The following is a 21,431-nucleotide window of genomic DNA, read 5'->3' as shown; positions in this document are numbered from 1 at the left end:
CACGAATCGCGCAGCGAAACCAGGTCCTGTGGAGCAGTTTGGAGTGCTCGCCACCCTGTCAAGGTGGAGGCCGCGGGTTCAAATCCCGTCAGGACCGCAGTGAAGAGGCAGGCCCGCATCCCGGCAAGGGAAGCGGGCCTTCTTCGTGTTCCGGCGCCGGTTCGGCGTCACCCGGTGGCCGGGGGAGCCCCCCGCCACCTTGACGGAGTCACATTCGCTCGGTACCCAGAAACCAGGGCTCTTCCCGGCGTGGCCCCTGGAGGTGGCGTATGGCGGCATCGACTAGGCACGAGACGCGGGCGTTGCTCCGTGCGCACCTGTCGGCCGCCTCCTGCTATCCGCGACATCTCACTCGGCACTGCCCGATCTGCCATCGCCTGTTGCGCCTGGCGATGGCTTCCGCCCCGCACCCCGCCCAGCCGGCTCCACCCCCTGAGGACGTCGCCGAGGACGAGGCCACGTCCTCGGCGTGACCTGGGCAACGTCAACTGCCGCCCCGTCATGGGGCGCTGGAAGCCGTGTGCCCCAATAGCGCACTTGGGCCAGAGGCAACAAGCACCACGTCATGTGACGGGTGTCACCGCATGAGTTTCCGGAAGCCTGGTACTTACACCTCGCCTACAACTGGTCAATTTAATATGTGCAATTGCACCAGCTTCCGGCGATCGCCGGGTACACACTGGGTGACCCTCGGGGCGAGTCCACAGGAGATCCGACGCGCCTCCCCAGACTCCGACAAGGCTGCCCACAGGACCACCTGCCGGCACACATCGTGCGCACAAAAAAGATCGCGCTGGACTCGGCGGAGTCCAGCGCGATCCACGACGCACCCTTGTTGCGTGCCTGAAGTGCTCTGATTGGCCTGGGCGTGGGCTCTGTTGGGGCAGAACCCGCGTCGCTTGGAGCTAGGGGTCGGGCGCCGCGACAGTTGGGGGAACTGCCGTTTTGCCCGGTTATGAAGTTGTTCAGGCCTCGCTGCGCTGCTGCGGGATGCCCGCGAGCAGTGCACGGACCTCCGCCTCGCGGTAGCGGCGATGCCCGCCGAGCGTACGGATCGAAGTAAGCTTCCCGGCCTTCGCCCACCGCGTGACCGTCTTGGGGTCGACGCGGAACATGGTGGCGACCTCAGCCGGGGTCAGCAGCGGCTCGGCATCAGGGGTGCGAGCGGTCATGAGCGGCCTCCTCGGGAGAACCGAACCTTCTCGGTTCTTTCCTCTAAATTCTGCACCTTGACCCGCGTTGCCCGAAATGGCGGACGCGAGTCGAGTCGGTTATAGGACGAACGGCTTGTCCTCGGCACTACAACTACACCATCTGTCCAGCCGCGTCGGCCAAACCGATGGAATTGCCCCTCCAGGTGTTCATCAGCGACGGAAGCCGATGGACCATGCCATAGCGGACAGTCACGCCCCTGTGACGATCAGTCACAGTGGCGTGCAGGAGTCTCAAGACCCCCCAAAGCGTGCAATGTCGAGCGAGAGTCCTCCCCGGACTCCTTGTCCTATTTTGGCACGAGGAGGGGTTAGGGGCGCAAGAGCCGCGTAAGTGCGGTCCGTCACGCTTAAGCGCATTGACGCATCCTTCGCGCAGTACGCCCGGATCGGGGCCTACGTCCCATGCTGACGAGACATCAGGAACCCCAGAGCGAGCACGAAACCCCAAAACGGGCGTTTCGTCAAACGCCAGTTCGTTACATCACACAGTTCGTTACGTCACACCAGTCATGACTTCTCACCCGGACCGCTCAGTTGGCGGAACGCCGGTCCCGTACCGACCGCCAGCGCTCCACCAGCCGTCCGTAGGCCGTCCCCGCGGCCGCCCCGTCGCCGCGCCGCAGCGCGTCGATGCCGTCGGCCACGTCCGCAGCCGAGTGGTCGTCCTCCAGCTCACCGGCCGGCAGGGTGTGCACCAGGCCGCCGTAGTCCAGCTCGACCAGTGAGCGCGGATGGAACTCCTCCAGCCAGCGCCCGACGTCCAGCAGGCCGTCGATGAGGGGCCCTTCGTCGATGGCGTCCTTCAGGGTCCGCAGGGCCCGCGCCACCCGCCGCCGCGCCTGCACCATCGGCGTCCGGTAGCGCAGCATCGGGGGAATGTCGCCCGAGCCCTTCTCGAAGCGCCGCTCCCCGTCCGACACCAGCACGAACCAGTGCAGCGGCACCTGCCAGGTCGAGGTGCGGATCCACGGCCGGGCGTCCGGGTTGCGGGCCAGCCAGCGCTCGTAGTCCTGGGCCGCCTGGCGCCGTACGACCTCCGGCAGCACCGCGTCCAGGACGGGCCCCGGCAGCTCGTCGCCGAGCTCTTCCAGGGCCTGCCAACCGCGCAGCCGGGTGCGCCACGGGCACACGCACAGCACCCCCTCGACCTCGAGCACGAAGGCGTCGCCGCTCTCGTGCACCGGCACGGGGATGGGCGGAGTGGGCAGCAAGTCGGCCAGCGAGCGGCGCAGTTCGTCCTGGTACGAGGGGCGGTCGGCACGGCGGGCATAGCGGGCCCAGTGGTCGCGCTCCGGTTCCGGGAAGGCGGCCAGTGGCTCGTACACCCGCAGATAGGTCGCGTACGGGACGATCACCGAGGACACCTTGGGCACGCCTGCTCCCTCCCCCGCCGTCTGCCAGGGAAACCTGCGAAACCCGCTCACAAACGTGCGGGAAAACTATGCAAATCGTCGCACGGGTGTACTCCGGGAGTAGGTGATCCTGAGCACTGCGGGTTGGACGGGCGCCGGCGGGTTTAATCTCATGCTCAACAGCTCTCCCGCCACCCGTACGGGAGCTCGCTCCAATCGCCGCACCGTACTCAGGAGTCACCACAGTGACCGACGTAACACACGGCGTCCTGCACACCCTGTTCCACTCGGATCAGGGGGGTCATGAGCAAGTCGTGCTCTGCCAGGACCGCGCCAGCGGCCTCAAGGCCGTCATCGCCATCCACTCCAGCGCTCTGGGCCCCGCCCTCGGCGGTACGCGCTTCTACCCGTACGCGACCGAGGAAGAGGCCGTCGCCGACGCGCTGAACCTCGCGCGCGGGATGTCGTACAAGAACGCCATGGCCGGTCTCGACCACGGCGGCGGCAAGGCCGTGATCATCGGCGACCCGGAGAAGATCAAGTCCGACGAGCTGCTGCTGGCCTACGGCCGGTTCGTGGCCTCGCTGGGCGGCCGCTATGTCACCGCGTGCGACGTCGGTACGTACGTCACCGACATGGACGTCGTGGCCCGCGAGTGCCGCTGGACCACCGGGCGCTCCCCGCAGAACGGCGGCGCGGGCGACTCCTCCGTGCTCACCGCCTTCGGCGTCTACCAGGGCATGCGCGCCTCGGCCCAGCACCAGTGGGGCGACCCGTCGCTGCGCGGCCGCAAGGTCGGCATCGCGGGCGTCGGCAAGGTCGGCCACCACCTGGTGGAGCACCTGCGGGCGGAGGGCGCCGAGGTCGTCATCACGGACGTGCGCGAGGAGGCCGTCGGCCGGATCCTCGCCGCGCACCCGGAGGGTGTGACGGCCGTCGCCGACACCGCGACCCTGATCCGGGCCGAGGGCCTCGACATCTACGCCCCCTGCGCGCTCGGCGGAGCCCTGAACGACGACACCGTGCCGGCGCTGACCGCCTCGGTGGTGTGCGGCGCGGCCAACAACCAGCTCGCCCACCCGGGCGTCGAGAAGGACCTCGCCGACCGCGGGATCCTCTACGCGCCCGACTACGTGGTGAACGCCGGCGGTGTCATCCAGGTCGCCGACGAGCTGCACGGCTTCGACTTCGAGCGGTGCAAGGCGAAGGCCGCGAAGATCTACGACACCACCCTGGCCATATTCGCACGTGCGAAGACGGACGGGATTCCGCCGGCCGCCGCGGCCGACCGGATCGCCGAACAGCGGATGGCGGAGGCACGCAGGACGCTCTGATCCGGGGGCAATGGATCATCCGGAAGCCCTGAAAAGGGTTTGAGCGGTACCCGCCGGTGGGCAGTTGGAGAGAACTCTCACTTCTACCGGCGGGTCGACCGCCGATAAAGGGTTAAAATCGCGGTTGACCAGCGAGGACAGGGCACCTCGAAGGTCCTGTGCACACGCGCGTGCTGCGGGCGACGTACCGTATGGGCGCGGGCTCAGGTACCGTGGAAGCCCTACGGACCGGCCTCTCCACGGAGAGTCCGTTCTGGATCATGAACGCGTGTCAGACTCTGGGGCCGTCGAGCCCCGTCGTTAAGGGGGTCGAGCCATGGGGCGCGGCCGGGCCAAGGCCAAGCAGACGAAGGTCGCCCGCCAGCTGAAGTACAACAGCGGTGGGACGGATCTCTCACGCCTGGCTGACGAGCTGGGCGCATCGCCGTCGAACCAGTCGCCGAACGGCGAACCGTTCGAGGACGATGGGCAGGATGACGACGACTTGTACTCCCGTTATGCCGACCTCTATGAGGACGACGACGAGGACGAGGACGGCGATCCCTCACAGCAACGTCGCGGAGCTTGACCTTGCATTGAGCACCCACCCGGTCGGTGACTTCGGTCGCCGACCGGGTTCTGTGCTGCTTGCAGGGTTTCAGCTCAAGGCGTGTCTACTTTGAGTACGTACCGACGAGGGCCGCGCCCGTCTCGTGGTCGCCCCTGTCCGTGATCTCGCCGGCGACCCAGGCGTCCACGCCGCGGTCGGCCAGCGTCTCCAGCGCCGCGTCCGTGGACTCCTCCGGCACGATCGCGATCATGCCGACGCCCATGTTCAGTGTCTTCTCCAGCTCCAGGCGCTCGACCTGACCGGTCCGGCCGACGAGGTCGAAGATCGGGGCCGGCGTCCACGTGGAGCGGTCGACGATGGCGTGCAGGTTGTCCGGGATCACCCGGGCCAGGTTCGCCGCGAGGCCGCCGCCCGTGATGTGGCTGAACGCGTGCACCTCCGTGGTGCGGGTGAGGGCCAGGCAGTCCAGCGAGTAGATCTTGGTGGGCTCCAGCAGCTCCTCGCCGAGAGGGCGGCCGAGCTCGTCGATCTGCGCGTCCAGGGCGAGGCCGCCCTGGTTCAGCAGGACATGCCGGACCAGCGAGTACCCGTTCGAGTGAAGGCCGGATGCCGCCATGGCGATCACCGCGTCACCCGTACGGATGCGATCCGGGCCCAGCAGCCGGTCGGCCTCCACGACACCCGTGCCGGCGCCGGCCACATCGAAGTCGTTCTCGCCCAGCAGACCCGGGTGCTCGGCCGTCTCGCCGCCGACCAGGGCGCAGCCGGCGAGCACACAGCCCTCGGCGATGCCCTTGACGATGGCGGCGACCCGCTCGGGGTGGACCTTGCCGACGCAGATGTAGTCGGTCATGAACAGCGGCTCGGCGCCGCACACCACGATGTCGTCCATGACCATGGCGACCAGATCGTGGCCGATCGTGTCGTAGACGCCCATCTGGCGGGCGATGTCGACCTTGGTTCCGACACCGTCGGTGGCGGAGGCGAGCAGGGGGCGCTCGTAGCGCTTGAGGGCGGAGGCGTCGAAGAGGCCGGCGAAACCGCCGAGGCCGCCGAGGACCTCGGGGCGCTGGGTCTTCTTCACCCACTCCTTCATCAGCTCGACCGCGCGGTCGCCCGCTTCGATGTCGACGCCCGCTGCTGCGTAGCTGGCACCAGTTGTCTCAGACATGGCAGTAGAGAACCTTCGTGTCGTACGGCAGGTGTTACGGGCCGCCTACGGGCGGCGGATCGCGTCGGCCGCGGCCGTGGCGGCCGGGCCGGCGGCCAGCTCCGTCTCCAGCAGCTGCTTGCCGAGCAGCTCGGGGTCCGGGAGCTCCATCGGGTACTCGCCGTCGAAGCAGGCGCGGCAGAGGTTCGGCTTGGCGATGGTGGTCGCCTCGATCATGCCGTCGATGGAGATGTAGGAGAGCGAGTCGGCCCCGAGCGAGGTGCCGATCTCGTCGATGGACATGCCGTTGGCGATGAGCTCGGCGCGGGTGGCGAAGTCGATACCGAAGAAGCAGGGCCACTTCACGGGGGGAGAGGAGATCCGGATGTGGACCTCGGCCGCTCCCGCCTCGCGGAGCATGCGCACCAGGGCCCGCTGGGTGTTGCCGCGCACGATCGAGTCGTCCACGACCACCAGGCGCTTGCCCTTGATGACTTCCTTCAGCGGGTTCAGCTTCAGACGGATGCCGAGCTGGCGGATGGTCTGCGAGGGCTGGATGAACGTACGTCCGACGTACGCGTTCTTCACGAGACCCGCGCCGAACGGGATACCGCTCGCCTCCGCGTAGCCGATGGCGGCCGGGGTGCCGGATTCCGGGGTCGCTATGACCAGGTCGGCGTCGACCGGGGCTTCCTTCGCGAGCTTGCGGCCCATCTCCACGCGGGAGAGGTACACGTTCCGGCCGGCGATGTCGGTGTCCGGGCGGGCCAGGTACACGTACTCGAAGACACAGCCCTTGGGCTTTGCTTCCGCGAATCGCGAGGTGCGCAGGCCGTTCTCGTCGATGGCGATGAACTCGCCCGGCTCGACCTCACGGACGTAGCTCGCGCCGCAGATGTCGAGGGCGGCGGACTCGGAGGCGACGACCCAGCCGCGCTCCAGGCGGCCGAGGACCAGCGGGCGGATGCCCTGCGGGTCACGGGCGGCGTACAGGGTGTTCTCGTCCATGAAGACGAGGCTGAAGGCGCCCTTGACCTGCGGAAGGACCGTGTGGGCGGCCTCCTCGATGGTCAGCGGCTTGCCGTCCTCGTCGACCTGGGCCGCGAGCAGCGCGGTGAGCAGGTCGGTGTCGTTGGTGGCCGCGACGCGCGGGGTGCGGCCACCCTCCTGCTTGGGCAGGTCGGCGACCATCTCGGCGAGCTGCGCCGTGTTGACCAGGTTGCCGTTGTGGCCGAGCGCGATGGAGCCGTGCGCGGTGGCACGGAACGTCGGCTGGGCGTTCTCCCAGACGGAGGCACCGGTGGTCGAGTAGCGGGCGTGGCCCACTGCGATGTGACCCTGGAGCGATCCGAGAGAGGTCTCGTCGAAGACCTGGGAGACCAGGCCCATGTCCTTGAAGACGAGGATCTGGGAGCCGTTACTGACCGCGATTCCCGCGGATTCCTGGCCCCGATGCTGGAGGGCGTAGAGCCCGAAGTACGTGAGCTTTGCGACCTCTTCACCCGGGGCCCAGACACCGAAGACGCCGCAAGCGTCCTGGGGGCCTTTCTCACCGGGAAGCAGATCGTGATTGAGTCGACCGTCACCACGTGGCACGGCTCCGAGTGTAGGCGAGATCGACCACTGGTCCGAATTGGGGATACGCGCCTGTAAAGGATCACTCAGCGGCGGATGCGTTTACGCGTTCGCCGTTTTCGCTGGTCAGCACGAGGGTGCGGTGATCCACTCGGTACTTCACCGTGCCGTCGAAGAGGCCCAGGAGGGTCTTCTCCGTATTCATGAGTGAGGTGTCGCACATCATTCGCGTGGTGGACGCCGTGCCGAGCGTGATACTGCCGTCGCGGACCGTGGCCTCGGCCCTCACCTTGTTGCAGCCGAGGCTGCCGTTGACCAGGCCGGTCTTCTCGTCGAACGTGAGGTGGGCCTTGCCGTCGGTGTCGGGGCTGGTGATGGCCCACTTCGTGCCCGCCAGCGGGGCCGCCTTCTCCTTGGTGAGGGCGACGCGGTCGCCGTCCGTCGTGGTGAGGGTGAGCTTGTCGCCGTCGACCTCGGCGGTGAGGTTGCCGTCGGAGAGGGTGCGGGCGAGGCTCACCTCGAAGTTCGGGGGGACGCCTTCGCAGGCCATCTCGGTCGCCTGCATCTTGTCGAAGGTGACCTTGCTGTCGGTGAAGGCGGCTTCGGCGCCGAAGCCGTTGCAGCCCAGGTTGCCCTTGACCGCGCCGCCGTCGGCGATGCGCACATAGGCGTTGCTCGGGGCGGCGCTCTTCTTTCCGTCGACGGTGACCTCGTCGACGGCCCAGTGCGCGCCGGTGACGGAGGCCGACGCCCCGGAGCCGACCGTGTCACTGCCCGCGTCCTCGCTGCCGCATGCCACGGCGAGCGGGAGGAGGGTCAGCGTGGCAACGGCGGCCAGTCGCTTCTTGTCCTTACCGAGTGTGCCGAGTGTGTTCATGCCGGTGGGACGGGAGGGACGCGAGACTGGTTCCGCTTGTGAGGCCGGACGGGGCACGCCGGCCGCGGTCGCCCTTTCGCCGGTCCCGCCTCACCCCATGAGCGGCAGCAGCCCGCCCAGATCCGCCCGCTCGCCGCTCGCGCGCACCTTGGCCTGCGCGACGGACGCCTGCCACGCCACCCGCCCGGTCGCCAGCCGGATCCAGGTCAGCGGATCGGTCTCGACGACGTTCGGCGGCGTGCCCCGGGTGTGCCTCGGCCCCTCGACGCACTGCACGACGGCATACGGCGGAATCCGCACCTCGGTCGACCCGCCGGGCGCCTTCGCGGCGAGCGCGTCGGCGAGGAGGCGGGTGCAGGCGGCGAGGGCCTGCCGGTCGTACGGGATGTCGAGGCCGGGGACGGCGGCGTTCAGGTCGTCGGTGTGGACGACGAGCTCGACGGTGCGGGTGACCAGGTAGTCGGCGAGGGGCATCGCGCCGATGCGGGCGGCGAGGAGCCGGTCGCCGGGGGCGTCCGCCAGCCTCTGCGTGAGGCGTTCCTCGGTGCGGGCGTAGAGGGCTACCAGGTCGGGGTTGGCGGCGGCCAGGTCGCGGGTGCCGTCGTCGATGTCGCCGGCGAGGGCCGCGGTGGCGAAGGGCCAGTCCAGGAGGGCGAGCTCGGCTTTCGCCGGTTCGTCGCGGTCGAGGTGGCGGCTCACGGCGTCCACAGTCATGGCCACGTGCGCCGCCAGGTCCCGTACGGTCCAGCCCGCCAGGCGGGTGGGCAGGGCGACTTGCTCGGGGGTGAGGGTGCGGACGGCCTCGCGGACGTGCCCGAACTGGGTGAGGACCGCGGTGCGGATCCTGGCGGGGTCGTAGGTGCGGGCGCGCTTCTTGGCCGGGGGCATGGGCGCGAGATTAGTCGGCGGCACCGACAACCGGGCGGGCCACCTCGAACACCTCCTGGTTGCGCGGCACTCCGACGCCGCGCCAGCGGAAGGGCACGCCACGGGCGCTGTCCGGGTCCGGGCCGTCCATCAGCTGGAAGTGGAGGTGCGGCTCGGAGGAGTTGCCCGAGTTGCCGCAGCGGGCGATGACCTGCCCGGCGTGCACCCGGTCGCCCTCCCGGGCGGTGAGCGAGCCGCGCCGCAGGTGCGCGTAGGCCGCGTAGGTGCCGTTGCCGAGGTCCAGGATCAGGTGGTTGCCGAGGATGCGGCGAAGGCCCGCCATCTCGCGCACCGAACCCTCGACCAGCATCAGGTACAGCAGCCCCGCGAGCGAGTTGCGGCTCAGGTGATCGCGCTGCCCGTCGACGGCCCGCACGACCGTGGCGTCGGCGACCGCGAGGATCGGCGCCTCGAAGGCCGGGAAGTCCTGGGGGCGCCGCGCGATCGGCCACAGCCAGTGGAAGGCGGGGCGGGCGCCGGGTTCCGGCTCGGCGATGATGTCGATGGCGTACGTCTGCCCGTGGGCGTGGATGCCATGGCTCGGGGTGCGGTCGGCCGGGCTGTTCAGCGCGGACCAGCGGCCGGTGACGGGCGGGGCGACCTCGACGGGTTCCCGGGCCCGGCGCGAGCTGTCCGGGGCGCCGCCCCAGCGGTTGGCGACGGTGACGACGACGTACGCGAGGACCAGCGGCAGGAAGTCCCACCAGACCGGGTAGCCCCAGCCGAAGCAGATGTGGGCGATCACCAGGCCGATGAAGGCCAACTGGAGGCCGCGGAAGGCCACCATGGCGAGCTTGCGTGCGGACATCGTTCCCCCTCTGGGTCGGTCCCTGTTCGGTCCCTCGCTCCGGGCGTTGCCCCGAGCGTTTCTTCGGGCGTTTCTTCGGGCGTTGCTCCGGGCGTTGCTCCGGCCTTGTTACGGACGGGCCGCCGACAGCGCCACCAGCAGCGGTACGACCCGCCCCGGCGGCACCTCGTAACGGCCCCGGCCGGTGGTGTGCAGCCAGCCCGCGCCGGTGAGCTGGCGCAGGTGGTGGTAGATCTGCCCGGTCGTGCCGACCTCGTCCAGCTCGGCCAGTTCGGCCGCGGTGCGCCGGCCGGCGATGACCTCGCGGAGCAGCCGGAGCCGGACCGGGTGCCCGAGGGCCGCGAAGGACTCGGCGGCCTCGGTCCACTCGGCGTCCAGCAGCCCCTCGGTCAGCGCGCCGTGCTGCCACTCGTACTGCTCCCCGGTCGGCAGCCGTACCGCGCCGGTGAACAGCACTCCGCCGTCGGCCGAGCCCAGCTCGGCCAGCTGCTCCTTGAACCCCTGAAGGGCCCAGAAGTCACCCTCGCCGATGCGGGGGGCGGTCTGCTGCGCGCTCTCCAGCGCTGCCAGCCGTCGCTCGAGGTCGGCGACGCGTTGTTCGAGTTCCACGCCCCGATGCTACGGAACTACGTAATTACGTGCAACCATCGGCTGCATCCGGTGGCCCGCGCCCGAGGGCGGTACGGCGAAGCCCCCGCCCGGTGACCGGACGGGGGCTTCGGAGCCGTAGAGCCCTGCCTGCTTACTCCAGCTGTGCTACGTCAGCTGTGCTACGTCAGCCGTGCTACTTCAACAGCGCCGGAATCGTCGCCTCGTGCGTCTCGCGCAGGTCCTCCAGGGAGAGCGCGAACTCGCCCTGCAGTTCCACCGAGTCGCCGTCGACGACACCGATGCGGGTGACCGGCAGGCCCCGCGCACCGCACATGTCGTTGAAGCGGAGCTCCTCGGAGCGCGGCACGGCGACGACCGCACGTCCCGCCGACTCGGAGAAGAGGAAGGTGAAGGCGTCGAGCCCGTCGGGTACGACCAGACGCGCGCCCTTGCCGCCGAGCAGCGCCGACTCCACGACCGCCTGGATCAGACCGCCGTCGGACAGGTCGTGGGCGGAGTCGATCATGCCGTCGCGGGAGGCGGAGATCAGGATCTCGGCGAGCAGCCGCTCGCGCTCCAGGTCCACCTGGGGCGGCAGGCCGCCGAGGTGGTCGTGCACGACCTGCGACCAGGCCGAGCCGCTGAACTCCTCACGCGTGTCGCCGAGGAGGTAGAGCAACTGCCCCTCCTCCTGGAAGGCGACCGGCGTGCGCCGCGCGACGTCGTCGATCACGCCGAGGACGGCCACGACCGGCGTCGGGTGGATGGCCACGTCGCCGGTCTGGTTGTAGAGCGAGACGTTGCCGCCCGTGACCGGGGTGCCCAACTGCTGGCAGGCGTCCGCCAGTCCGCGCACGGCCTCCGCGAACTGCCACATCACCGCCGGGTCCTCGGGCGAGCCGAAGTTCAGGCAGTCGGAGACCGCGAGCGGCTTGGCGCCGGTCGTGGCGACGTTGCGGTACGCCTCCGCCAGCGCCAGCTGGGCGCCGTGGTACGGGTCCAGCTTCGCGTAGCGGCCGTTGCCGTCCGTGGCGATGGCGACGCCGAGGCCGGTCTCCTCGTCGATGCGGATCATGCCGGAGTCCTCGGGCTGGGCGAGGACGGTGTTGCCCTGCACGAAGTGGTCGTACTGCGAGGTGATCCACTTCTTGGAGGCCTGGTTCGGGGAGCCGACCAGCTTCACGACCTGGTCCTTCAGCTCGGCCGAAGTCGTGGGCCGGGGCAGCTTGTTCGCGTCGTCGGCCTGCAGCTCGTCCTGCCAGGACGGACGGGCGTACGGGCGCTCGTAGACCGGGCCCTCGTGCGCCACGGTGCGCGGGTCGACGTCGACGATCTTGCCGCCGTGCCAGTAGATCTCCAGGCGGTCGCCGTCGGTCACCTCACCGATGACGGTGGCGATGACGTCCCACTTCTCGCAGATCTCCAGGAACCGGTCGACCTTCGCCGGCTCGACGACCGCGCACATGCGCTCCTGCGACTCGCTCATGAGGATTTCCTCGGGCGAGAGCGTCGAGTCGCGCAGGGGCACGTCGTCCAGGGTCACGCGCATGCCGCCGGAGCCGTTGGAGGCGAGCTCGGAGGTGGCGCACGACAGACCGGCGGCACCGAGGTCCTGGATACCGACGACCAGCTTCTCCTGGAAGGCCTCCAGGGTGCACTCGATGAGGAGCTTCTCCTGGAAGGGGTCGCCGACCTGGACGGCCGGGCGCTTCGACGGCTTGGCGTCGTCGAAGGTCTCGGACGCGAGGATCGACGCGCCGCCGATGCCGTCGCCACCCGTACGAGCCCCGTACAGGATGACCTTGTTGCCGGCGCCGGATGCCTTCGCCAGGTGGATGTCCTCGTGCCGCATCACACCGATGGCACCGGCGTTGACCAGCGGGTTGCCCTGGTAGCAGGAGTCGAAGACGACCTCGCCGCCGATGTTGGGCAGGCCCAGGCAATTGCCGTAGCCGCCGATGCCCGCGACGACACCGGGGAGCACGCGCTTGGTGTCGGGGTGGTCGGCGGCACCGAAGCGCAGCGGGTCGACGACGGCCACCGGGCGCGCGCCCATCGCGATGATGTCGCGGACGATGCCGCCGACACCGGTCGCGGCGCCCTGGTAGGGCTCGACGTACGACGGGTGGTTGTGCGACTCGACCTTGAAGGTCACGGCGTAACCCTGGCCGACGTCCACCACACCGGCGTTCTCGCCGATGCCGACGAGCATCGCGTCGGACTCGGGGGCCTTCTCGCCGAACTGGCGGAGGTGGACCTTGGAGGACTTGTACGAGCAGTGCTCGGACCACATGACCGAGTACATGGCGAGCTCGGCACCGGTGGGCCGGCGGCCGAGGATCTCCACGACCCTCTCGTACTCGTCCTTCTTCAGACCGAGTTCGGCCCAGGGCAGCTCGACGTCGGGGGTCGCGGCCGCGTGCTCGACCGTGTCCAGAGGCGTCCGGCTCATGCGTTGACCAGCTTCTTGAGGATCGAGGTGAAGAAGGGGAGACCGTCGGTGCGGCCCGACCCGATGAGGGGCTCGACGGCGTGCTCCGGGTGCGGCATGAGGCCTACGACGTTGCCGGCCTCGTTGGTGATGCCGGCGATGTCGTTGAGCGAGCCGTTCGGGTTGAAGTCCAGGTACCGGAATGCGACGCGGCCCTCGGCCTCCAGCTTGTCCAGCGTGTACTGGTCGGCGACGTAACGGCCGTCCATGTTCTTGAGCGGGATGTGGATCTCCTGCCCGCTCTCGTAATCACTGGTCCAGGAGGTTTCCGCGTTCTCCACCCGCAGCTTCTGGTCGCGGCAGATGAAGTGCAGATGGTCGTTGCCGAGCATCCCGCCGGGCAGCAGATGCGCCTCGGTGAGCACCTGGAAGCCGTTACAGATACCGAGGACCGGCAGTCCGGTCTTCGCCTGCTCGATGACGGTCTCCATCACCGGCGAGAACCGGGAGATGGCTCCGGCGCGCAGATAGTCGCCGTAGGAGAAACCGCCGGGCAGCACCACGGCATCGACCTGCTTGAGGTCCTTGTCCTTGTGCCAGAGGGCGACCGGTTCTGCGCCCGCGAGGCGGATCGCGCGCTGGGTGTCCCGGTCATCGAGACTCCCCGGGAAAGTGACGACGCCAATACGAGCGGTCACTTCGCGGCCTCCGCGACTTCCTCCACCTTGACGGTGAAGTCCTCGATCACGGTGTTGGCGAGGAAGGATTCCGCAAGATCGTGGATGCGGGCGAGCGCGGCCTCGTCGACCGGCCCGTCAACTTCCAGTTCGAATCGCTTTCCCTGACGTACGTCCGAGATGCCTTCGAATCCCAGCCGCGGCAGTGCGCGCTGCACCGCCTGGCCCTGGGGGTCGAGGATCTCCGGCTTGAGCATGACGTCGACTACGACGCGTGCCACTGGCACTCCCGGTGTGTGGTGCTGAGCAGGTTCCTTCAGACTACCCGTACAAAATTTCTACGCGAGTAGAGTTGTAGGAAGCTACGTGACAGCCATCACGATGAGGTACCGGAGGGAGGCGTTCACGAAAAGTTACGGGAAAGATCCCCGATCAGCCGCAGATAGGTATTGCGCTCGGACACGCGGACAGATTTAGTCGGGCTTCACATTGCATTGCCGGGCACTGTACAAATGAATTGGCAAATAGCCGACACTCGGCACGTCATCCCAGCTGAGCTGTATGACATGCCGGACGAAGGGACCGATATTCGTGGCGCAGAAGGTCGTGGTCACTCTCTTTGACGACATCGACGGCTCGGAAGCGGCGGAAACGATCGCCTTCGGACTCGACGGCAAGTCGTACGAGATCGACCTGAATGAAGCCAATGCCAAGAAACTGCGTAAGGCGCTCGCGCCCTACGTGGACGCCGGCCGCAAGCGGTCGAAGTCAGGCAAGGCGTACAAGCAGACCGAGGTAGCCCCGGACCCGGCGGCCGTCCGGGCCTGGGCCCAGGCCAACAAGATGGAAGTGCCGGCCCGCGGCCGCATCCCCAAGAAGGTCTACGAGGCGTTCGCCTCGGCCCGGTGAGGTGCTCCGAGGACGTGTCCTCAGGGTCCGTCAGCGCACCCTGAGGACGGCCGACTTGAGCCGGTGCGACAACCGACTTGCGCTACCCCCCTGCTGATCAGCTAATGTCTGGGGCACGCCGCCGGGCGGGGCAGAAAAGCCCAGCTCGCCGAGCTTGCGGGTGTAGTTCAGTAGTAGAACATCCCCCTTCCAGGGGGAAGGCGCAGTGTGCAATTCCTGTCACCCGCTCTGCACCGCCGTACGGACCACGTAAGTGGATCAGGTAGGCTGGTGCTCGCACCGATCGGTGAGAGCCGGTCGGGGGCAATGCGGACGTAGCTCAGTTGGTAGAGCGCAACCTTGCCAAGGTTGAGGTCGCGAGTTCGAGCCTCGTCGTCCGCTCGGGAATGAGACCCCGGTCCTGATGGACCGGGGTCTTTTCGTTATCCGGCGCGCGTCCCCTGACATTTGTCATGCGGAGTGATGACAGCGCGCACTGCTTCCGGCGTCGGATCGCCGGGACGCTTGTGTCATGAACATCAACGAACACGAACACGTGATTGAGGTCACCGACCTGCGTCGTGTGTACGGGGGCGGGTTCGAGGCGGTACGCGGAATCACGTTCTCCGTGGACCGCGGCGAGGTCTTCGCGCTGCTCGGCACCAATGGCGCGGGCAAGACGTCCACCGTCGAGCTGCTCGAAGGGCTCGCCCGGCCCGCCGGGGGGCGGGTGCGGGTGCTTGGGCACGATCCCCACGCCGAGCGGGACGTCGTACGGCCGCGCACCGGGGTGATGTTGCAGGAGGGCGGCTTTCCGTCCGAGCTGACCGTCGCCGAGACCGCGCGGATGTGGGCGGGGTGCGTGAGCGGGGCCATGCCCGAGGCGGAGGCCCTGGACATGGTCGGGCTCGGGCGGCGGGCCGGGGTGCGGGTGAAGCAGCTGTCCGGCGGGGAACGGCGGCGGCTGGATCTGGCACTCGCCCTGCTCGGCAGGCCCGAGGTGCTGTTCCTGGACGAGCCGACGACCGGGCTCGACGCCGAAGGGCGCCGGGACACCTGGGAATTGGTGCGGGAACTGCGCGACGCCGGTACGACCGTGCTGCTGACCACGCACTACCTCGAAGAGGCCGAGAACCTCGCCGACCGCATCGCGATCCTGCACGAGGGACGCATCGCCGCCGCCGGGACACCGGCCGAGGTGACGGCGGCACAGCCCTCGCGGATCTCCTTCGAGCTGCCGCAGGGCTACTTCGTGGGAGATCTGCCGCCCCTCGACGACATGGGCGTGCGCGAGCACGAGATCGACGGGCGTGTCGTACGGCTGCGCACCCACGAGTTGCAGCGCACCGCGACCCGGCTCCTGGTGTGGGCGGACACGGCAGGGGTGGAGCTGCGGCGACTGGACGTGCGCCCGGCGTCGCTGGAGGAGGCGTTCCTGGGGATCGCGCGGGAGGCGGCCGGCGCCGCCGAGAAGAAGGAGTACGCGGCATGAGTACGGCGATGACCACCCCGGTGGGACGCATGACGGCGTTGGCCCGCGCGGAGGTGACGCTGCTCGGGCGCAGCAGGGGCACGCTGTTCGCGGCGCTGTTCGTGCCGCTGCTGCTGCCCTTCAGCGTGCGGGAGGCGGCGAAGGGGATGGACCTGGCGGAGGCCGGCCTTTCCCTCGGCACGGTCGTCCTGCCCGCATCGATCGGCTTCTCACTGCTCTACGCGGTGTACGCCACGCTCGTCTCCGTCTACACCGCCCGACGCGAGGAGCTCGTCCTCAAACGGCTGCGCACCGGCGAGCTCAAGGACACGGAGATCCTGGCCGGGGCCGCGCTGCCGGCCGTGGTCACGGGCGTCGCGCAGAGCCTGGTGCTGGCGGTCGGCTGCACCGTCCTGCTCGATGTGGGCGCGCCGTCTGCTCCCCATCTCGCCGTGCTGGGCCTGCTGTTGGGGGTCGTGCTGTGCGCCTCGCTGGGCGCCGTGACCGCGTCGTTCACGCGCAGCGTCGAGAGTGCGCAGGTCACGACACTGCCCGTGGTGTTCCTCTCCATGATCTTCTCCGGGATGTTCGTCCCTCTCGAAGTGCTGCCGGACCGGGTGGCGTCGGTGTGCGAGTTCCTGCCGCTGACCCCGGTGATCACCCTGCTGCGGGGTGGCTGGACCGGCGACCTGTCGGTGTACGAGGCGATCGGTCCCGTGGTGACCGGGCTGGCCTGGACGGTCCTGGGCGTGTTGGCTGTGCGACGGTGGTTCCGATGGGAGCCACGGCACTGAGGCAGGGGGGACGGCGCATGCGCGGGCCGGGAACGTGGTGGCGGGGGAAGAGCACCCCGGCGAAGGTCGAGACGTACACACGGTGGTCGTTCCATTTCTTCGCGGTGATCGAGGTCGCCACGCTCGGTCTGCCCGCCGTCGGCTCGACGACGTCCGAGCCCGGGATCGCGCGCTGGCTGTTTCTGATGGTGTGCGCGCACGCCGTGACCTGTGCCTTCACCGCGTCGCGGGCCCTGGACTGGACGCGCGGGCGCCGTGAGCAGCCGCTGCGGGCGATGGCGGGGCTCGTCGCCGTCGCCCTGGCGGTCGTCGTCGCCGGCACCCTCATCGTGCGGTACGGCCCGAACGGCGAGGATGTCGACACGGCGGTGGGCACGGTCCTCGGCGGCACGCTGGCCTTCACGGTCGGCACCATCACGCTCGGCGTGGGCAGCAGGCGGCGCGTGTTCGCGGTCGTCGCGGGGACGGCGGTGGCCACCGGACTCGTGGCCCTCCCGCTCGGCTCCCCCGTCCCGGCGGCGCTGGGCGCGACGGTCGCGGTCTTCATCGCCTGCGGAATCCTGGCCCTCACCTCCGGTTTCTCCGTCTGGCTCCTCAACGCCGTCTACGAACTCGACGAGGCCCGCGAGACCCGGGCCCGGCTCGCCGTCGCCGAGGAGCGACTGCGGTTCGGGCGGGATCTGCACGACGTCATGGGGCGGAATCTGTCGGTCATCGCCCTGAAGAGCGAACTCGCCGTGCAGCTCGCGCGGCGCGGGCGGCCCGAGGCCGTGGAGCAGATGATCGAGGTGCAGCGGATCGCGGGCGAGTCGCAGCGCGAGGTGCGGGACGTCGTACGCGGCTATCGGGAGGTCGACCTGGAGGTCGAACTGGCCGGTGCACAGGGGGTGCTGACTGCGGCCGGGATCGAATGCCGGATGACCGGCCGGACGGCGGGACTGCCCGTCGAGGTGCAGTCGGCGCTGGCCTGGGTGGTGCGGGAGGCGACCACCAATGTGCTGCGGCACGGAAATGCCGGGCGGTGCTCGGTGGGGGTAACGGTGAGCGAGGGACGCGTGGTGTTGACGGTGGAGAACGACGGGGCTGCCGGAGCCTCCGACGAGGGTGGGGGCTCCGGGCTCGCCGGGCTGCGGGAGCGGCTGGCCGCGGTGGACGGGACGCTGGACGCCGGTCACGTGGGCGAGGCGGTTTTCCGGCTGGTGGCCGAGGTGCCGTTGGCGGGGGCGGGCGTGCGGGAGGTCGCCGTATGACCGACCTGCGGCGCGACCGAGCGACCGGCCGCCCGGCAGGGCCCGTACGACTGCTCCTCGCCGACGACGAGCATCTGATCCGGGGGGCGCTCGCCACCCTGCTCTCCCTGGAGGACGACCTCGTGATCGTCGCCGAGGCGGCGACCGGGCCGGAGGCGCTGGCGATGGCACGGGCGCACGAACCGGACGTGGCCGTCCTCGATCTGCAGATGCCCGGGGCGGACGGTGTGAAGGTCGCCACATCACTGCGGGCCGAACTGCCCAAGTGCCAGGTGCTGATCGTGACCAGTCACGGCCGGCCCGGGCATCTGAAACGGGCCCTTGCGGCGGGTGTGCGCGGGTTCGTCCCGAAGACCGTCAGCGCCCAGCGGCTCGCGGAGATCATCCGTACCGTGCACGCCGGAAACCGTTACGTCGATCCGGAGTTGGCCGCCGACGCCATCGCCGCCGGGGACTCGCCGCTGACCGCCCGGGAGGCCGAGGTGCTGGAACTCGCCGCCGACGGGGCGCCCGTCGCGGAGATCGCGGAGCGGGCCGCACTGTCACAGGGGACCGTGCGGAACTATCTGTCCTCCGCCGTCTCCAAGCTCGGGGCGGAGAACCGGCACGCGGCGGTGCGTCTCGCGCGGGAGCGGGGTTGGGTATAGTAGTTCTCGCGCCACGGCGCATGCGAACGTAGCTCAGTTGGTAGAGCGCAACCTTGCCAAGGTTGAGGTCGCGAGTTCGAACCTCGTCGTTCGCTCCATTTCAAAAGGCCCCCGGTTCTCCGGGGGCCTTTTGCGTTACGCCCAGCTCATGCCCGTCAGGCGCTCGTACGCCTCCACGTACTTCGCCCGGGTCGCGTCGACGACCTCCTGCGGCAGCGGCGGCGGGGGCTGCTCGCTCTTGCGGTCCCAGCCGGAGGCCGGCGAGGTCAGCCAGTCACGGACGAACTGCTTGTCGTACGACGGCTGCGCGCGGCCCGGCTCCCACTGCTCGGCCGGCCAGAAGCGGGAGGAGTCCGGGGTGAGGACCTCGTCGGCGATGATCAGCGTCTCCCCGTCGAACCCGAACTCGAACTTCGTGTCCGCGAGGATGATGCCGCGCTCGCGGGCGATGTCCCGGCCGCGGGAGTAGACGGCGAGGGTCGCCTGGCGCAGCTGGGCGGCGGTGTCGGCGCCGACCTGGCGGGCGACCTCCTCGTAGGAGACGTTCTCGTCGTGCTCGCCGACCGCGGCCTTGGTCGCCGGGGTGAAGATCGGGGCGGGGAGTTCGCTGCCGTCGACGAGGCCTTCGGGGAGGGCGAGGCCGCAGACCGTGCGGGAGTCGTTGTACTCCAGCAGGCCGGAGCCGGTGAGGTAGCCGCGGGCCACGGCCTCCACCGGGACCATCTGGAGCGACTTGCAGACGAGGGTGCGGCCCGCCCAGTCGGCGGGGGCGCCCTCGGGCACGTCGGTGCCCAGCACGTGGTTGGGGACCAGGTCGGCGAGCTGGTCGAACCACCACAGGGAGAGCTGCGTGAGGATGCGGCCCTTGTCGGGGATCTCGGTCGGCAGCACCCAGTCATAGGCGGACATTCGGTCGCTGGCGACCATCACGAGGTCACCGGCCTCGTTCTGGTACAGCTCGCGCACCTTGCCGGTGTGCAGGTGCACCAGGCCCGGAACCTGAATCGGCTCGGGCTTTTCTACGAATCCGGACACGGTTCCTCCCCGTGGTTCTGTCCAATGGGTCGATTGTCCCGCACGGGGCGCTGACCTTGGACTGGGGGTGTGCTGGGTGGCGCCTGGGGTGTGCCGGGTGAGCTCAGTCACGCTTGCAGATGCGGTCCAGGAGGTTGGCGGTGGCGCGCTGGACCCGGGCGTCGACGTGGCCCGGGCGGTCGAGTGCCGGGGACCACGCGAACGTCCCGGACGCGAACACCAGGGCGCCGGACGTGGCGCGGTAGAGGGACGTCTCCTGGTGGCGCAGGGCGCCTTCGCGGTCGGCGTACGGGGAGTGGGCGAGCAGGATGCGCTCCTCGTGCTCGGGGAGCGGGGTGCGCGGGAAGTAGCGGTCGGCCTCGCCCGCGACCATGTCCTTGATCTCGTCGCCCTCGTGGGCGCCGGTCGCCTCCCACAGCCAGTGGTCGGCGTTGCGGACGATCAGGGGGTGCGGCTCCGGGACCTGGCCCGCGTACTGGATGCCGATCACCTCCTGTTCGGGGCGGTCGATCTCGCGCCAGAGGACCGAGCGGCCGGGTCCCTTGCGCTTGCGGCAGGTGAGGAGTCGGTCCGGAACACCGGACGGGGACGGGCCCAACTCCACCTGCCAGTACATGGAATTGGCGGAGAGGAACACGAGGGATGTGCCGTTCTCGCGGGCCAGTTCCACCGTGCGGCGCATGTTCGTCGACCAGTACTCGTCGTGGCCGGGGAAGACCAGGCCGCGGTAGCGGGTGGGGTCGACGTGTCCTGCGTGCAGGTCGCGGGCGTCGGCGTAGGCGATGTCGTAGCCGTAGCGCTCGGCCCAGCGGATGAAGTCGTAGGCGTGGCCGACGTGCAGGGGCAGGCCCGCGCCCGCGTACGGGCGGTCGAAGGAGACGGTCGTGGCGGCGTCGGCCTCGCCGAGCAGCCGGCCGTCCTCGTCCCACGCGTGGTAGAGGCTGGCGCCGATGCGGCCGTCCTCCGGGTAGAGGTTGTAGGCCTGCCAGGTCACGTCGGGGAGGAGCAGGAGCAGGTCCGCGGGGTGGTTGTCGCGGACGGTGAACGGGATGTGCGAGCGGTAGCCGTCGGCCGTGGTCAGGACGGCCACATACGCGCCGATGCTCCAGTACGACGGGATCTGCAGGCGCCAGGACAGCCACCAGTGGTGGCAGGAGACCGTGCGGTCGGCGGTGAGCGGGGGCGGCTGGACGATGCCGGAGAGGCGGGGGCTGGTGGTGATCTTCGCGGCGCCGTCACCGCCGTAGTGGCCGATGCGGTAGATGTCGACGGCGAATTCCTGCGGCGGGTCGACGGTGATGTGGAAGTCGACGGCCTCGCCGGGGGCGACCGCGCCGGTGGAGATGAAGCCCTTGATCTGGCGGCGTACGTCGTCGGCCGAGCGGGGGCCGGCGCTGCGGGGCGCGGGGACCCGCGGGGTGTCCGACGTCGGTGGGTGGGCCTGGCCGTCGACGTACCAGGGGACGACCTGGCCGGTGTCGTCGAAGTACGTCACGTTGCCGCGCAGCCAGGGGACCGGGCCCTGGCCGAAGGGGTCCGTCACGGCGTGCGCGAGTGCGCCCGACTCCCAGCGGCGGATCTGCTCCGACCCCATGCCATACCCCTCCCTCGTCCCCCGTGGTTGTGCATCGAGCGTCGTGTGTCGTGGTGCGCGTCTGCTGCAAGTGCCGTGTGTTGCTTGCGGTTTGCTTGCGGTTTGCTTGCGGTTCCCGCCGTGCGGCCCGGGCTTCTTGTGGCTGTCGTATGTCGTAAGCCCTTGCCATGTGCGCTATCGGTCCCAGCACATCACATTCCGCACGCATCCTGTCACTATTCGTTGCGAATTGGCCGAAAGTGGAACCGGGGGTTCCGACCGCATAC

The 21,431-nt window shown here is 69.4% G+C and carries 21 protein-coding genes and 4 tRNA genes; 12 read left to right on the top strand and 13 right to left on the bottom strand.

Annotated features, from left to right (window positions below; genetic code table 11):
- Positions 1 to 22 precede the first annotated feature (22 nt).
- Both OG331_RS26590 and OG331_RS26585 read left to right on the top strand, forming a co-directional pair.
- Positions 23 to 97 (top strand) — tRNA-Asp (locus tag OG331_RS26590).
- 172 nt (positions 98 to 269) lie between these two features.
- Complete coding sequence (locus OG331_RS26585; RefSeq protein ID WP_406200564.1) at positions 270 to 473, top strand: DUF6274 family protein; 204 nt, start codon at positions 270 to 272, stop codon at positions 471 to 473.
- A 492-nt stretch (positions 474 to 965) separates the two neighbouring features.
- On the opposite strand, the gene bldC is transcribed toward OG331_RS26585, so the two are convergent.
- Both bldC and OG331_RS26575 read right to left on the bottom strand, forming a co-directional pair.
- Entirely contained in the window at positions 966 to 1,172 is a 207-nt protein-coding gene (bldC, locus tag OG331_RS26580) for a developmental transcriptional regulator BldC (RefSeq protein ID WP_003949541.1), read from the bottom strand.
- A 572-nt stretch (positions 1,173 to 1,744) separates the two neighbouring features.
- A complete protein-coding gene (locus OG331_RS26575) occupies positions 1,745 to 2,587 on the bottom strand; it encodes a hypothetical protein (RefSeq protein WP_406200562.1) in 843 nt (280 codons plus the stop codon).
- 224 nt (positions 2,588 to 2,811) lie between these two features.
- Here OG331_RS26575 and OG331_RS26570 point away from each other — a divergent pair, with 224 nt between their 5' ends.
- Together OG331_RS26570 and OG331_RS26565 are read left to right on the top strand one after the other, a co-directional pair.
- Positions 2,812 to 3,900, top strand: a complete 1,089-nt coding sequence (locus OG331_RS26570) for a Leu/Phe/Val dehydrogenase (protein ID WP_406200559.1) — start codon at positions 2,812 to 2,814, stop codon at positions 3,898 to 3,900.
- 316 nt (positions 3,901 to 4,216) lie between these two features.
- A complete protein-coding gene (locus OG331_RS26565) occupies positions 4,217 to 4,468 on the top strand; it encodes a DUF3073 domain-containing protein (protein ID WP_406200557.1) in 252 nt (83 codons plus the stop codon).
- 85 nt (positions 4,469 to 4,553) lie between these two features.
- Here OG331_RS26565 and purM read toward each other — a convergent pair whose 3' ends face one another.
- From purM to purS, 9 genes are all read right to left on the bottom strand, one after another.
- Entirely contained in the window at positions 4,554 to 5,621 is a 1,068-nt protein-coding gene (gene purM, locus OG331_RS26560) for a phosphoribosylformylglycinamidine cyclo-ligase (RefSeq protein ID WP_406200555.1), read from the bottom strand.
- 45 nt (positions 5,622 to 5,666) lie between these two features.
- Entirely contained in the window at positions 5,667 to 7,196 is a 1,530-nt protein-coding gene (gene purF / locus OG331_RS26555) for an amidophosphoribosyltransferase (RefSeq protein ID WP_391406351.1), read from the bottom strand.
- A 61-nt stretch (positions 7,197 to 7,257) separates the two neighbouring features.
- The gene (locus OG331_RS26550) at positions 7,258 to 8,052 is read right to left on the bottom strand and encodes an META domain-containing protein (protein ID WP_406200551.1); all 795 of its coding nucleotides are present in this window, start codon (positions 8,050 to 8,052) and stop codon (positions 7,258 to 7,260) included.
- A 90-nt stretch (positions 8,053 to 8,142) separates the two neighbouring features.
- Entirely contained in the window at positions 8,143 to 8,940 is a 798-nt protein-coding gene (locus OG331_RS26545; RefSeq protein ID WP_406200549.1) for a sterol carrier family protein, read from the bottom strand.
- Positions 8,941 to 8,950: 10 nt separating this feature from the next.
- On the bottom strand, positions 8,951 to 9,787 hold the full coding sequence (locus OG331_RS26540; protein ID WP_406200547.1) for a M23 family metallopeptidase: 837 nt from the start codon (positions 9,785 to 9,787) through the stop codon (positions 8,951 to 8,953).
- A 108-nt stretch (positions 9,788 to 9,895) separates the two neighbouring features.
- Entirely contained in the window at positions 9,896 to 10,396 is a 501-nt protein-coding gene (locus tag OG331_RS26535) for an ArsR/SmtB family transcription factor (protein ID WP_406200545.1), read from the bottom strand.
- 175 nt (positions 10,397 to 10,571) lie between these two features.
- Positions 10,572 to 12,830 carry a phosphoribosylformylglycinamidine synthase subunit PurL gene (purL, locus tag OG331_RS26530; RefSeq protein ID WP_406200543.1) on the bottom strand — a complete coding sequence of 753 codons (2,259 nt, stop codon included), beginning with the start codon at positions 12,828 to 12,830 and terminating at the stop codon, positions 10,572 to 10,574.
- Complete coding sequence (gene purQ, locus OG331_RS26525) at positions 12,827 to 13,507, bottom strand: phosphoribosylformylglycinamidine synthase subunit PurQ (RefSeq protein ID WP_328880676.1); 681 nt, start codon at positions 13,505 to 13,507, stop codon at positions 12,827 to 12,829. Before purQ ends, purL begins: the two co-directional genes overlap by 4 nt.
- Positions 13,504 to 13,767 carry a phosphoribosylformylglycinamidine synthase subunit PurS gene (gene purS, locus OG331_RS26520; RefSeq protein WP_015659417.1) on the bottom strand — a complete coding sequence of 88 codons (264 nt, stop codon included), beginning with the start codon at positions 13,765 to 13,767 and terminating at the stop codon, positions 13,504 to 13,506. Before purS ends, purQ begins: the two co-directional genes overlap by 4 nt.
- A 310-nt stretch (positions 13,768 to 14,077) precedes the next feature.
- On the opposite strand from purS, the gene OG331_RS26515 reads away from it, so the two are divergent.
- From OG331_RS26515 to OG331_RS26480, 8 genes are all read left to right on the top strand, one after another.
- Positions 14,078 to 14,395: an Lsr2 family protein gene (locus OG331_RS26515; RefSeq protein ID WP_328880675.1), complete on the top strand. Its 318-nt coding sequence runs from the start codon at positions 14,078 to 14,080 to the stop codon at positions 14,393 to 14,395.
- A gap of 156 nt (positions 14,396 to 14,551) precedes the next feature.
- Positions 14,552 to 14,623: transfer RNA gene (locus OG331_RS26510), tRNA-Gly, on the top strand.
- An 80-nt stretch (positions 14,624 to 14,703) separates the two neighbouring features.
- Positions 14,704 to 14,776 (top strand) — tRNA-Gly (locus tag OG331_RS26505).
- A gap of 130 nt (positions 14,777 to 14,906) precedes the next feature.
- Positions 14,907 to 15,866, top strand: coding sequence for an ABC transporter ATP-binding protein (locus OG331_RS26500; RefSeq protein WP_406200539.1), 960 nt, complete (start codon positions 14,907 to 14,909; stop codon positions 15,864 to 15,866).
- The gene (locus tag OG331_RS26495; protein WP_406200537.1) at positions 15,863 to 16,639 is read left to right on the top strand and encodes an ABC transporter permease; all 777 of its coding nucleotides are present in this window, start codon (positions 15,863 to 15,865) and stop codon (positions 16,637 to 16,639) included. Before OG331_RS26500 ends, OG331_RS26495 begins: the two co-directional genes overlap by 4 nt.
- A 17-nt stretch (positions 16,640 to 16,656) precedes the next feature.
- Positions 16,657 to 17,889 carry a sensor histidine kinase gene (locus OG331_RS26490; protein ID WP_406200535.1) on the top strand — a complete coding sequence of 411 codons (1,233 nt, stop codon included), beginning with the start codon at positions 16,657 to 16,659 and terminating at the stop codon, positions 17,887 to 17,889.
- Positions 17,886 to 18,536, top strand: a complete 651-nt coding sequence (locus OG331_RS26485) for a response regulator (protein ID WP_406200533.1) — start codon at positions 17,886 to 17,888, stop codon at positions 18,534 to 18,536. The genes OG331_RS26490 and OG331_RS26485 overlap by 4 nt, the downstream gene beginning before the upstream one ends.
- Positions 18,537 to 18,558: 22 nt before the next feature.
- Positions 18,559 to 18,634, top strand: a tRNA-Gly gene (locus tag OG331_RS26480).
- Positions 18,635 to 18,671: 37 nt separating this feature from the next.
- Here OG331_RS26480 and OG331_RS26475 read toward each other — a convergent pair.
- A complete protein-coding gene (locus OG331_RS26475; RefSeq protein WP_406200531.1) occupies positions 18,672 to 19,571 on the bottom strand; it encodes a phosphoribosylaminoimidazolesuccinocarboxamide synthase in 900 nt (299 codons plus the stop codon).
- A gap of 103 nt (positions 19,572 to 19,674) precedes the next feature.
- A complete protein-coding gene (locus OG331_RS26470) occupies positions 19,675 to 21,165 on the bottom strand; it encodes a N,N-dimethylformamidase beta subunit family domain-containing protein (RefSeq protein WP_383608016.1) in 1,491 nt (496 codons plus the stop codon).
- Between the last annotated feature and the right edge of the window lie 266 nt (positions 21,166 to 21,431).

It is taken from the genome of Streptomyces sp. NBC_01017, from assembly GCF_045162795.1.
Classification (GTDB): domain Bacteria; phylum Actinomycetota; class Actinomycetes; order Streptomycetales; family Streptomycetaceae; genus Streptomyces; species Streptomyces machairae.
The sequence above is the reverse complement of the archived record's forward strand: the minus strand, read 5'-3'. Positions and strand labels throughout refer to the sequence as shown.

Coding starts and splice junctions, on each gene's coding strand:
- OG331_RS26585 (WP_406200564.1), top strand. CDS start 270: ATGGCGGCATCGACTAGGCACGAGACGCGGGCGTTGCTCCGTGCGCAC.
- bldC (WP_003949541.1), bottom strand. CDS start 1,172: ATGACCGCTCGCACCCCTGATGCCGAGCCGCTGCTGACCCCGGCTGAG.
- OG331_RS26565 (WP_406200557.1), top strand. CDS start 4,217: ATGGGGCGCGGCCGGGCCAAGGCCAAGCAGACGAAGGTCGCCCGCCAG.
- purM (WP_406200555.1), bottom strand. CDS start 5,621: ATGTCTGAGACAACTGGTGCCAGCTACGCAGCAGCGGGCGTCGACATC.
- OG331_RS26550 (WP_406200551.1), bottom strand. CDS start 8,052: ATGAACACACTCGGCACACTCGGTAAGGACAAGAAGCGACTGGCCGCC.
- OG331_RS26545 (WP_406200549.1), bottom strand. CDS start 8,940: ATGCCCCCGGCCAAGAAGCGCGCCCGCACCTACGACCCCGCCAGGATC.
- OG331_RS26540 (WP_406200547.1), bottom strand. CDS start 9,787: ATGTCCGCACGCAAGCTCGCCATGGTGGCCTTCCGCGGCCTCCAGTTG.
- purL (WP_406200543.1), bottom strand. CDS start 12,830: ATGAGCCGGACGCCTCTGGACACGGTCGAGCACGCGGCCGCGACCCCC.
- OG331_RS26500 (WP_406200539.1), top strand. CDS start 14,907: ATGAACATCAACGAACACGAACACGTGATTGAGGTCACCGACCTGCGT.
- OG331_RS26495 (WP_406200537.1), top strand. CDS start 15,863: ATGAGTACGGCGATGACCACCCCGGTGGGACGCATGACGGCGTTGGCC.
- OG331_RS26490 (WP_406200535.1), top strand. CDS start 16,657: ATGCGCGGGCCGGGAACGTGGTGGCGGGGGAAGAGCACCCCGGCGAAG.
- OG331_RS26485 (WP_406200533.1), top strand. CDS start 17,886: ATGACCGACCTGCGGCGCGACCGAGCGACCGGCCGCCCGGCAGGGCCC.
- OG331_RS26470 (WP_383608016.1), bottom strand. CDS start 21,165: ATGGGGTCGGAGCAGATCCGCCGCTGGGAGTCGGGCGCACTCGCGCAC.